General features: G+C 39.2%; 12 protein-coding genes, 1 other RNA gene and 1 pseudogene. 9 read left to right on the top strand and 5 right to left on the bottom strand.

The window, feature by feature from the left end:
* The first annotated feature begins 129 nt into the window (after positions 1-129).
* From DSOL_RS00155 to ssrA, 6 genes are all read left to right on the top strand, one after another.
* Complete coding sequence (locus DSOL_RS00155; RefSeq protein ID WP_075362878.1) at positions 130-780, top strand: phosphate signaling complex PhoU family protein; 651 nt, start codon at positions 130-132, stop codon at positions 778-780.
* Between the two features lie 135 nt (positions 781-915).
* Positions 916-1140: a preprotein translocase subunit SecG gene (secG, locus tag DSOL_RS00150; RefSeq protein ID WP_075362877.1), complete on the top strand. Its 225-nt coding sequence runs from the start codon at positions 916-918 to the stop codon at positions 1138-1140.
* Positions 1141-1289: 149 nt separating this feature from the next.
* Positions 1290-2063 carry an alpha/beta hydrolase gene (locus DSOL_RS00145; RefSeq protein ID WP_075362876.1) on the top strand — a complete coding sequence of 258 codons (774 nt, stop codon included), beginning with the start codon at positions 1290-1292 and terminating at the stop codon, positions 2061-2063.
* A 23-nt stretch (positions 2064-2086) separates the two neighbouring features.
* Positions 2087-2641 carry an HDIG domain-containing metalloprotein gene (locus tag DSOL_RS00140; protein WP_083642265.1) on the top strand — a complete coding sequence of 185 codons (555 nt, stop codon included), beginning with the start codon at positions 2087-2089 and terminating at the stop codon, positions 2639-2641.
* A 94-nt stretch (positions 2642-2735) separates the two neighbouring features.
* Positions 2736-3203, top strand: a complete 468-nt coding sequence (gene smpB / locus DSOL_RS00135) for an SsrA-binding protein SmpB (RefSeq protein ID WP_075362875.1) — start codon at positions 2736-2738, stop codon at positions 3201-3203.
* A gap of 106 nt (positions 3204-3309) precedes the next feature.
* Positions 3310-3660, top strand: a transfer-messenger RNA (tmRNA) gene (gene ssrA, locus DSOL_RS00130).
* A 458-nt stretch (positions 3661-4118) separates the two neighbouring features.
* Here the strand turns inward: ssrA and DSOL_RS27770 are convergent.
* From DSOL_RS27770 to DSOL_RS00095, 5 genes and pseudogenes are all read right to left on the bottom strand, one after another.
* Positions 4119-5174, bottom strand: a pseudogene (locus tag DSOL_RS27770) (recombinase family protein); the annotation flags it as partial.
* A 126-nt stretch (positions 5175-5300) separates the two neighbouring features.
* Positions 5301-5687 (bottom strand): recombinase family protein, encoded by a 387-nt coding sequence (locus tag DSOL_RS00110; RefSeq protein WP_075362874.1) that lies wholly within the window; start codon positions 5685-5687, stop codon positions 5301-5303.
* Complete coding sequence (locus DSOL_RS00105) at positions 5684-5971, bottom strand: hypothetical protein (RefSeq protein WP_075362873.1); 288 nt, start codon at positions 5969-5971, stop codon at positions 5684-5686. Before DSOL_RS00105 ends, DSOL_RS00110 begins: the two co-directional genes overlap by 4 nt.
* Before the next feature lie 538 nt (positions 5972-6509).
* Positions 6510-6725 carry a helix-turn-helix domain-containing protein gene (locus DSOL_RS00100; protein ID WP_075363091.1) on the bottom strand — a complete coding sequence of 72 codons (216 nt, stop codon included), beginning with the start codon at positions 6723-6725 and terminating at the stop codon, positions 6510-6512.
* Positions 6726-6893: 168 nt separating this feature from the next.
* Positions 6894-7298: a DUF5348 domain-containing protein gene (locus DSOL_RS00095; RefSeq protein WP_235838661.1), complete on the bottom strand. Its 405-nt coding sequence runs from the start codon at positions 7296-7298 to the stop codon at positions 6894-6896.
* 757 nt (positions 7299-8055) lie between these two features.
* On the opposite strand from DSOL_RS00095, the gene DSOL_RS00090 reads away from it, so the two are divergent.
* The 3 genes from DSOL_RS00090 (at position 8056) to DSOL_RS00080 (ending at position 12105) form a co-directional block, all read left to right on the top strand.
* Positions 8056-9816: a hypothetical protein gene (locus DSOL_RS00090; protein WP_075362871.1), complete on the top strand. Its 1761-nt coding sequence runs from the start codon at positions 8056-8058 to the stop codon at positions 9814-9816.
* 397 nt (positions 9817-10213) lie between these two features.
* Complete coding sequence (locus DSOL_RS00085) at positions 10214-10561, top strand: hypothetical protein (protein WP_075362870.1); 348 nt, start codon at positions 10214-10216, stop codon at positions 10559-10561.
* A gap of 38 nt (positions 10562-10599) precedes the next feature.
* Complete coding sequence (locus DSOL_RS00080; protein ID WP_075362869.1) at positions 10600-12105, top strand: cell wall-binding repeat-containing protein; 1506 nt, start codon at positions 10600-10602, stop codon at positions 12103-12105.
* Positions 12106-12122: the final 17 nt, after the last annotated feature.

Here is a 12122-nt window from a genome sequence, read left to right as displayed (position 1 = left end):
TCTTGAAATGTCAGAGACACTAACGTTAAAGCCTGATTCAAGCCTATGGTTTGGAGTTGGACCCATAAATTAGGTAGACGAAGAGTGTGTTTAACAAGGGAAGGTAAGACGGTTAAGGAGGTGTGCTGCATGGGCACGTTTCGTACATCAGGGTATGACAAAGTCTTGTTGAATTTGCGTGCGATGGCGGTGGAGTTGGCGGAAGCGTTACAAAATCATCTGAGTGCAGCCATCGAAGCGCTGGAAAAGGGCGAGACAGTTCAGGATTGGGAAGAACGGGATGATATTATCGATCAGATGCGGGATTGCATTGTGAAACGTAGCTTTGACATCATGAGCCTACAGCAACTTCGCAGCCAAGATTTGCGTTGGATTTTAGGGTTTCAGCGCATGGCGCAGGAGCTCGAACGGGTCGCAGACTATGCCTGCGACCTTGCTGAACTTAGCGAGCTTAAGCCGGAAGGAAACTGGTCGGTGGATATCCTGCAGATGGCAAAGCAATTGACCAACATGACGGATTACACTGTGGCCATTTTAAAAGGAGAACAAGAAATCACTCTGGATTTAGCGGATCAGGATGATGTTTTGGATAAGGCGTACGCTAGCTTTAAGGCCGCCTTAGTCAAAGGGAGTCAAGAAAAATGTAACGACGGCCAATTGGGGTTAAGCTTAGTAGTGGCTAGGACGATCGAGCGCATGGGTGATCATATCGTGAATGTTGCGGAGACGCTCCTATACGTCCAAACGGGTAGTCGACGAGTAGCTAGAGCAGGAAGCTAATACTATCAGGCTATTTCCCCGGTAGTTGGGCCTTCCACGGGAAATTTGATCAGACCGAGAGGCAGGGTTTATTGAGTTTTGATGTTGCTTGTGCTAGAATAGGCGGTAAAGGTTAACATTGGAGGGCGAATTAATTTGAAAATTGCTTTAGTAATTCTTTTGAGCCTTAGCTCACTAGGACTCATCGCAGCTGTATTACTCCAGTCTGGAAGGAGTGCCGGATTATCGGGAGCCATTACAGGAGCAGGCGAGGCGTTCTTCGGTAAAAAGAAAGGGATGGATGAGTTGTTCGCCAAAGCCACGGCCGTCTTGGCGGGGGTCTTTTTGCTGAGTTCCTTGGGCCTAGCTATGCTTAAGTAATCAAGAAAGTCTAGGGCTTTTAGATATGCTCCATTCTTTGCATATAAAGTCGAATCTAGGGGCACTTCATACGAGGTGTCCCTTTCATTTTACAGAGAACGTCCTATAATTCGCTGACAAAGTTGGAGATGAAAGGGAGATGGTGTTGGATGGAGCCACAAAGGCGCTTAGTAGAGCCCTTTAATTTCCCGGGAAATCGTGTTGGTTGTTTGTTAATTCATGGGTTTTCAGGATCTCCTTCAGAAATGCGTTTGTTAGGTGAACGGTTATCCAAGTTTGGGTGGACGGTTCTTGGAATAAGGCTATCAGGGCATGGAACGACTCCAGAACAGATGGCGAAAAGTCGTTGGGAAGACTGGGCAAAAGACGCGGAAGCTGGAGTAAAGGAACTGAGAAAGTCTTGCCACACTGTGGTCGGAATTGGACTTTCCATGGGGGGATTGTTAGCGCTTCATTTGGCAAGTCTTGGCTTAATTGATGGTATCATTACTATGAATGCGCCCATGGTGCTTGCAGATCGAAGGACCCGTTATGTCCAACTCATCAGGCCTTTCGCGACGTTTGTAAATAAGCCGGATCTGAGTAGTTCTGCCAATAAATCAGAAGGGACAACCGCGAAGGTTGAGCGTTTTGGCTATGAACGGATTCCAGTGGATGGTTTGATTTCCCTAAACAGGGCGATTCGTAAAGTGCGCCGAAAGCTTTATGAGATTAAGTGTCCTGTATTGTTGATGCAAAGTACTAAAGATCTGACAGTAAACCCCGTCAGCGTTCAAATTATTATGAAGAAAATCCAGCAGGTAAAACCCGTCGTGCTCCACTGGGAAAAATCAGGGCATATCCTAACGCTTGGGCCTGAGAGGGAAGAAGTTGCTCTGAAAGTCGATGAATTTTTGCGGGAGTTGAATCACAACCGCATGTAGAGGAGAAAGGAAGATTGATAGAGATGATGACACGGGAAGAGGCTTATATTGAATTGACAAAAAATGTTGAGAATAAAAACTTGTTAAAACATATGTTTTCAACGGAAGCAGTACTTATCCGCCTAGCCAAGCATTTTGATCAAGATCCGGATTTGTGGGGGCTGGCGGGCCTGTTGCATGATATCGATTATGAGGAAACGAAAGAACAGCCCTTTGTCCATTCCCTTAAGGGGGCAGAAATGTTAGCAAGTATGGGTTTCCCGGAAGAGCTGGTCTATGCGGTCAAAGTTCACAACGAACGGCATGGTTTACCGCGCATCTCTCTATTGGATAAAGCGCTCTATGCGACAGACCCAATGACGGGTCTCATTGTCGCAGGTGCATTGATTCGGCCAGATAAGAAGCTGTCGGGGGTTGATGTTCCGTTCCTCCGGAAAAAGTTCGATTCAAAGTCATTCGCCAAGGGAGCAGATCGGCAACAAATTCTCATGTGCAGTGAACTAGGACTTTCGTTGGAGGAATTCCTGGGCTATGGGTTGGAAGCAATGCAAGGAATTTCTGAGGCTTTGGAGCTTTGATTTTACCATAGGTTTTTCACAAAAATAAGAATTGGGATTTGGCCAAAACAGGAAATATGTGGTATACTGAAATACTAGTGAGAGGAGGGATAGCATGCCTTCTGAAGGAATTAAAGTTGTTGCCGAAAATCGCAAAGCGTTTCACGATTACTTCATTGAAGATAGAGTAGAGGCTGGAATTGTCCTTACGGGGACAGAAATTAAATCCATCCGTAATGGGCGAGTTAATTTAAAAGACAGTTATGCACGTCTGAACGATGGCGAAGTCTGGGTCTATCAGATGCATATCAGCCCTTATGAACAGGGTAATCGATTTAATCACGATCCACTTCGGCCGCGTAAATTATTACTGCATCGTACGGAGATTAATAAATTAGTGGGGAAAATTCAGTTGCAAGGTTTAACCCTCATCCCTATTAAAATTTATTTAAAAAGAGGAATGGCCAAAGTGGAATTGGCGGTTGGTCAAGGAAAGAAAAACTACGATAAGCGTCAGGCTCTTGCTGAACGAGAAGGCAAACGTGACATTGAGCGAGCTCTAAAAGATCGTAATAAAGCCTAGTCAACTACTGTTTTCCAAAAAGATGTAAGTATTCCATTGATATTCAGCTTTGTTTTGAATCCAAATGTGATATACTATGCGTGTAGATGTTTTACATCTTTTACATGGGGGCGTTTTAGACTCGCTCGGGGAAGCGGTGGCAAAGGTTGCGCGTCGAGATTCCACCTGGTCTCGTTAAACGGTGGGCTTTATAATTGCAAACAACGAATACGCTCTAGCTGCTTAAGTGCCGCTAGCATCCTGCCTTCTGGACCTACGGTGAAGGATCAGGGTGTCATAATAGTAGGATGCTCTAACAACAATGCTCGGAGTTGTTAGCTAAGATGATCGAGCTAGCCTGAACTGAATCCGCTCCTTTAGGAGTCAAGACTGGCGAAACTTAAATTAAAGGATACACGCGTAGACGCTTTTGTGGCAGCTCTTCGATACAGGGGTGCAAGTCCCCTCGCCTCCGCCAAATGTAACCACAATTATATGTGATAAAGAAAGGACTACTTTAATGTAGTCCTTATATATTTCCACTTTTTGAACGAACTGGCTAATGAACTTCTTTACTTCATAGGTGTTCCTGTCATGAATATGCTTTTTATATTCTGACAGGATTTTTTTTATTGTCTCCTCATCAATTACTTTGATGTTCTCTTGTGTATTCATTATTCCATTTAACTTGATTTCCAAGTTTTGTTTGAGAAGTTCTAGTCTATCTAATTCCTCAATAAGAGTTAGACTCTTTGAACCACCCTTAATCAATTCGACGATATTAGTTATTTGGGTTGATACTTTCCGTATTTCGGAAGTGGTATCTTTAGTAAGCGATTGATGCTTCGTATCGAGTGTTTTTCTATATAAGGTAAGCTCATTCGCAAAAAATTTTATAGCATTATCAGATAGTATCTTTTCCTCTATCTGTTGTAAAACAAATTCCTCGATATATTCTCTACGGACCTCTTTATTATCACATTTACCTGTCGAATATCTATTTCCGTCCCTGTATGTTACATGTTTTGTCTTCGGTTTACCTGAATACTTAACATTACCCACGTATGCGTGGTTGCATTCTCCACAGACAATCAAACCACTTAAGAGATACGTCTCTTTGGCTCGATAGGTTGCTTTTATTCTTTTGTTTTTTTCCATCTTCGCTCGTGCTTTCGCGAAGTCATCTTTGCTGATAATTTCGGGCATACCACCTTCATTTCTGATAATATCTTTTTCATCTTTGTACTGATGGCCATTACGTCTACCATCCGCATCTTTACTTGAACTTTTATTAAAAACATAAACCCCAGTATATTTTTCATTGACTAAGATGCTAGAGAGACTATTTTTAGAGAAGGAATTCCCTACCTTAGTTTTATAACCATTTTCATCCAATGCTTTTATAATGTCGGTATAACCATAACCATCTAAATACATCCTAAATATCATCTTGACAGCGTTGGCTTCTCGATTGTTAATTATATATTTCTCAGCTTCTTTATCATAATCAAATCCGAGTGGCGGTTTACCACCAGTATGTCTGGAAGCTAGGGCATTTTCGTGCATGCCCTTCATTACCTCTCTTGATAGGTTTGCACTATAGTATTCAGCCATTCCTTCAAGGACAGACTCCATCATTATTGATTCTGGTGAACCATCGAGAGTCTCTAAAACGCTTCTAACAACAACGCCGTTCTTTTTTAGTTTGTGTTTGTATTGGGCTGAGTCATATCTGTTTCGGGCAAACCTGTCTAACTTGTGAACAATCACTTGTTCAAACGTTTGTAATTTTGAGTCTGCAATCATTTTCTGAAAATCGTTTCGGTTATCATTCGTAGCAGTTTTGGCTCTGTCAATGTATATTGCCACAATATTCAAGTTGTTTCTTTTTGCATATTCCTTTATTGCACGAATTTGTGCTTCAATTGATTCTTCTCTTTGACCGTCTGAGGAGTAGCGAACATATGCAACAACATTTATTATTTTTCTCATTTTCTTATTCCTCCTGTTTCCGTTGATTGTCTGACGGTCATTTGAAATTTGCCCGTTCTCTTCTCCTGTAAAGTCAAGGTTTATCAAATTAGTCAGCTACTCTTTAGATGACATACTCTAATTGTGTTAGGTTATGATTATAGATTCGGGTGAATCATCAAGACTCTCTAAAACGCTTCTAACATCAACACCGTTCTTTTTAAGCGTTTGCTCGTATTGGTCAAAATCATATCTGTTACGTGAAAACCTATCTAACTTATGGACAATTACTTGCTCAAAAGTTTTTAGTTTTGAATTCTCAATCATTCTTTGGAAATCTGTTCGATTATCATCCATAGCACTTATGGCTCTATCAATGTATATTTCTATGATGTTTAGGTTTTCCTTTTCTGCATATTCCTTAATTGCACGAACCTGTGTATCAATTGATTTGTCCCATTGATTATCTGAATTGGAACGAACATAGGCGACAACGTTTATCATCGTGTTTTCTCTCCTGTCGGTCTTTTTCATTGTTTTAATCCTCCTGCTTCTTCTTGTAATATTGATTCGTAGATGCTATTTAGAAATTCAACAATTGCGATGTTTCGATTTACAGATGCAGTTTTACTTTCAGGTCTTTCGTAAACAATCTTTTCTTGTTTGTTTGTAAATCTACCATGAATTAAATCGTCTCTTGATATAACGCTTTCTACAACATAAAGGATGTCCCCACTTGATTCTGATGCCGAAATATTTTGAGTATCCTGTTCTGTATTTGTGACTGCCAATATAAATACCTCCGTTTTGACAGTCATACTAAATAGCTCCTGATACCAGAATAATTCTGGGTTTTTCTTTTTTATAAACCAAGTTTACTTGGTTCGCCTTTTTAAAGTGTATTTACCATGACATGAATTTTACATTCTCAGAACCATTGAATATTGATAACAGCACCCTCCCCTTATAATTTAATCAGTTCATCAAATGTCATGGTTAGATTGTATGATATGTCAAGCATTAATTAAACCGAATAGTGGTTTAATAGGTTTCTACAAGCACAGTTATATTATAACTTAAGATATATTATAATTGTAGATGTAATATAAAAGTTTAAATATCGTTATAGTAAGAAGTTTGCCTCCATGTAAAGCTATATGGGGTAAGTGATGCACCAAAACGAATTAAGGGAAGACAAAAAGCGTCTTCCCTTTCGCGTTCAATTATGGAAATAAGTATCCGCATTTAATAACTTTTGCGGATACTTATTTCGTATGTTCTAGAACTTTTTTAATAGCGGTAACATACCACTTAATCCTAAATAATAAAAAGGTGGGGGTTAATTTCTTAATGGTATTATTCAGGAAGTTCATCGACGACATGTTCTAAGACATCACCAACACTACATTCTAATGCGGTACAGATTTTGTCTAGAATCATATAATTGATGGATGAAGTTTTACCATCAACAATTTTTCCGATGCTATTTGCCGATACTTTAGTTTGCTTTGCTAGCCAATATTTGGTTCTACCTTTTTCCTTTAGTAAATCTACTAAGTGAATTTTAATCAATATTATCACCAAGACCATTATAATTGACTTTTTTAAGGATATCAATTATAAGTTACTCAGGACATAAAAGTTCCTAATCTATGACTTAAAAAGGAGTTATTACAGAAAAATAATATATTTTACATAGGTACAATAAAAATCCCCTAGCCGGAGGCTAGGGAATTGTTATTATCGACGAACTCGAACTCTAAGTCCTTCCACGGGCATGTCTGGACACGCCACAATATAATAATCTTCATTGTACTCGACCCTACTAAGAACCCAATCGCTGTAATAATCATCTTCCTCATCAATAATGAAAACTTCAATAGTTCGTCCACATGTCCAATATTCATCATGACTTGTACTAAGTGCGTACCTTCCATCGATACGCTTAATCAGATACCCCTCATCAGTAACCTTTTTTGAGAGATAGTCGATTTTCCAAACAGCTTCGTCAAGCTTATCTTGCAAAGACCTCAATTGCTTACCCATAAATCTATCTTTTGAGCTGAATATCAATTCACCTTCAACAAACCTTTTCAATTTGGGATTTAAATCTGTTAGTTCTCTCCATGCTTCGACTAAATGCATTTCCAAAAACAAAACACCTCTTTTCTTTCTTTTTCCTGTTTCTTTTGCAACATTTATGCTCCTTTTTCGATGTATTCGATTAATCTTATACGTGAAACGACTAATCTATTACTCAGATGCAGAACAGGTATGGGGAAAGTTCCTCCCTTCACCATATGTCCAACATTTTTTATAGAACAAAGGCTTTAGGTCTCATAAAATTAAAATCTCCGCATGGTTAGAGCGAAGATTTTAATGTCTAAGAGGTTACTAAAGGATTTTTCATAAAAGCACCTCAATGGGGGTGCTTTTTTGTTTATACCATTGTATTCCTAACACCTTTTGAAGGTCTGTGTTAAAACCAGTCAGTAGTAGTTAAACCGCATTAAAATCTTTTTTCTTATATTTGCTCGCACAGATGTATATAAGAAAAAAACAAAAAAATAGAGATTTCCCTGTTTACTGAAATGTTCCCTCATTTCTAGAAACAATCCCCATCGAGTGTGCGAGACTCGTGAAAACCTGGAAAATCTCTTTCATTTTATATCTAATGATATACAAATAATGAAAGAAAAATTACCAGAGCTGAGTCCGACCTCGTGTGACAAGCTCTGTTTTTGTTTTACCTAAAAGTAAAATGGGCAAAAAAAGTCCCTTGCATCACCAGAAAACAGTTCGCAAAGAACAATGTGTATAAAAAGGGGGAATTATATATGTTTTTTGTTCAAATAGGTGGTTGAGTCAAGACTTTGTTTGTCCTCGAAAAGGAGGAGAACAAATGAAAAAACTATTCGAAATCCCAAAATTCAATGAAGCTCAAATCTCAAAACAAGCCGAAAAACAAATTAAATTCCTAAAAGCCGTCTACCCGTTTTTGGAGGATGAAGAAAATTGGAATGAGGGAGCCATCGAGCTTCGTCCGTTACAACGTTCAAAAGATGCGAAGTACCTCAAAAGCTATAACGCATGGCATATACAAGAAAAAGACATTGATGCCCTGAAAAAATTCTTAGGGATGGTAAATGGAAAAGGCTATTGCCTATATTTTTCGGGCTTTGCATTTGATTATCAAAAGGAAGTACTGAAACCTGACGGGAAGAAGTATCAAAAGGGGAAGATTAATAACGAAAACTCGCTATTTACTTGTATTCTTTCAGCCGACTTTGACGGTATATCTGCTGAAGAATTTAAGGAATCAAAGCAAAGACTGCTCGACATTGGAATTGAAACTATCGATGTTTTTACGGGTCACGGATTTCAAAGCCATATTCTATTGAATCATCAAGTCTTGGATAAGGATATTTTCAAGAAATTTACGGAGCTTCTAACCAGTAAAGGTTTCAAGGTTGACCCCGCAATAGTTGATTCTGCCAGGATACTTCGTATGCCTTACACTTTCAATTGTAAGGCACTGGATAAGAATTCTAAGTACTATGATGCTAAAATTCCTGAAATTTTGCCAACGACTGATGTCGGCTGGACGGAAAAACGCTATCATGTGCTTGAAATATTTCAGAAGCTTCAGAGCTTGCCTGATGTTATCCCGCAAACACATACAATGACTGAGATAGAAATAAAGTCTATTCCTACTGCACCTTTAGTTGTTGCAGAGAAGAAAAAGAAAGAACTCGAAATTAAAGAAGTGGGTCGCATCAAGCTACAAAGCCTGAAAGACGTTTATACCATGATTGACTATGAAAGGCTTCCAGAAGCTATACAGAAAATGCTGGCTGGCACTCAGCATGGAATAAGGAATCAAGTTATATTATTCCTTATTCCATTCCTTAGAAACACGCTAGGGCTAAACATTCAAACAATCAAACAAGTCATGTCAAAATGGGCAGAGCTTTCAGGAAAAGATGTTCAATTCATTTTATCAGAGGTCGATAGAATTTACGCACTTGCCTTTAAGGGAAAGTACGGGAAATATACTGCCGAACTTGCACAAGCGTATGGCTACCTTGAATTCAGCGAATTTAAGCGTGATAATAAGATTGTAATCCCGAATAGCCTTTTAAAGGATTTCGACGTGATTGCAGACGGCTCAGTTAGAATCTATCTAGCCATGAAGCTGGAAGAAAAAATTAGCGGGATTAAGGAATATACGAAGAAGGACATTCAACGTATCGCTGACATATCTGAGCGTACTATTGAACGGAATATGAAAGACCTAGTTGCAATGGGGTATATCTGCAAGCGACGAACAAATCGCAGACAAAAGGAAGAATATATCTTCCACATAAGCCCATATTTTAGTTCCGTACAAGGCTTTACAATGTTAGAAAATGCTGTTGTCAAAGCAATGCTTAATGACCTCACGGATGGCGAAATGAAGTTATACAGCTATTTATGTTTCATGGTCGGGAAAGAATCTAAAAACTGTTGGGCAAGTCAAAAATACCTTTCTGAAAAAATTGGCAAAAGTGGTCACAGCGTTATCTCGAAAATGACCGACCTTCTAAGTCAAAAGGGTTTCATAACGAAGAAAACTTTCAAGCGAGATGAAATAATGCACTCAGTCTATAACCTAAATTACTAAAGCAAAAGGGAGTCTCTCGACTCCCTTTTGTGTGTTCTAAATGATTAACCGACAGCTACACACATACCCTAATACAGCTCAAACCCATACTACATCAGGGTTCTCGAAGATTAACCGACAGCTACACACACTAATAATAGTAACGGGAAGAGAGAAGCGAGGAGGGGGGCTTATATATCTAGCCATTAAAAAACTTAATTAATAGTTGAGAGAATGTCTATTTAAAAAGTAAGCGTAGCTTACTCATCTAATTGAACACGAAGACAGCACCGAAAGAAACGTTTTTGAGGTTTTCTATACAGAACCGTTGTACGACACTATTAAACACATTTTATGTTGATTTATGTGAATACAAGTGTTAAAATGTGTATATGATATAGAAAAGGGGGCATGTTGAATGATTAAGCATATGAACAAATATTATTTCGTAAAACCCGTGGATTTTCGTCGTCATGATACTGAGTTCGAGGTTTTCAACTCACAAGGATTGCTGATGGGAACAACAGTAAGGGGAATAAGTCCACTGTTTTTCCAAACAGAGAAAGAAAGAGAAAACTTCGAAGAATTTATTTTAGATGAAACAATGGATATCCAAGCTCAGGTAAAGTTTTTGGAAGAATACGGAGTTTATATTGAAGAGGTTCAATCACTGAACTTAGAATTAGACACAATATGTGAAAATATGGATTTAAAATGGAACATCCCTCAAGGTCAAATGCAAAGGATTTTGACAAAATATGTCTAGAGGAGCCAATAAAAATTAAACATAAAAGGAGAAAAGAAATGAAGAATCAAATTGTAAGAAAATCCCGTATGTCTATTTTGGCAATACTTATTGCATTCGTTTTGTTAGTAGTTTTATCAGGTGTGTGTATTGCCAATACATTGCCTAATTCACAAGTCAGCCACTTAAGGCTTTCTGGAGTTGACCGTTTTCAGACGGCTAAAGCAATTTCTGAGCAAGTGAATAGCGGAACGGTTCAAGATGTAATCTTAACGTCAGGCAATAACTTTCCCGATGCTCTTTCAGCAAGTGTTCTTGCGAAGAAGCTCAATGCTCCGATTATTTTGGTAGACGGTAAGGTTCAAGGCTCAAGTGATGCCTTAAACTATATTAGTCAGCATTTAAGTAAGACGGGGACGGTTCATATCATTGGGGGAACAGGCATTATCGGTAGTGATTTTGAAACTTTATTAAGTCCAAATTACAAAATTGACCGCATTGGTGGCTATGACCGCTATGATACGGATGTCCTGATTGCTCAAAAGCTCAATGTGGCTAAGAATACGCCCGTTGTTATTGCTTCGGGAGAAAACTTCCCCGACGCACTCAGCATTTCGAGTGTGGCAAGCAGTAAAGGATACCCGATTTTATTGGTGGGTTCAAGTATGAGTCAAGGGGTTACGGACTTCATTGCGAATGACCAACCGAGTCAGGTTTATATCGTCGGGGGAACGAGCGTAGTATCGGATAGTGTCAAGGCTCAAGTGCAATCCCTTGCACCTAGTACCCTTATCACTAGATTAGCGGGGAATGACCGCTTCGACACAGCGGGGCAAATCGCTTCAACCTTTTCCCTTAATCCTAAAACCTTATATCTTGCCTCTGGCATGAACTTCCCCGATGCTTTGGCAGGAAGTGCGTTGGCTTCGATAACTGGAGACCCCATCATCCTGATTGACCCAACGACGAAAGCCGTCCCGCCAGCCATTGAAGCCTACCTGAAAAAGCTACACGACGCTAACATTCATCCGAACATTGTTTCCTTTGGAGGCACAGTCGTTGTTCCCGATGCCGTTGTTCAAAACGTGGAGAATATCCTCAATGGGGTTGCTCAAGTAACTGAATTAAAAATGACCTCTACTTGGACATCTGATACAGCAACTAATATAAAGGCGATAAGTGATGAGTTGGGGTTAGAAAATGATGGAGGTGGAGCAAGTTATAACCCCATCGCAGGAAATCCTGATTTCCACATTATTGAAGTTGTTTCGCGTTCTCAAGATTATGATTCATATATCAATATTCACGCTTGGAAGTTAGACACACAATCGGAAACGGATAAACTTAAATCTATCGTCAAAGAACTGTTTAGGTTCTATTGTCCCACAGGATATTCTCAAATCTATGATATGGTAGACGCATCTTGGAATGGAAGCTATGCTTACGGCGGGAAAACCTATACGTATGGCGATAGAGAAATACACATTGAAATTAATGACTCACAAAATATATTAGTTGTTTACTTCAGTAAACCAGGACAAAAATTACCTAATTATCTTCATTAATCAATAAAAGAGCTTAG

It is taken from the genome of Desulfosporosinus metallidurans (assembly GCF_001936615.1).
GTDB lineage: Bacteria > Bacillota > Desulfitobacteriia > Desulfitobacteriales > Desulfitobacteriaceae > Desulfosporosinus > Desulfosporosinus metallidurans.
This window is presented reverse-complemented; position numbering and strand designations above follow the sequence as displayed.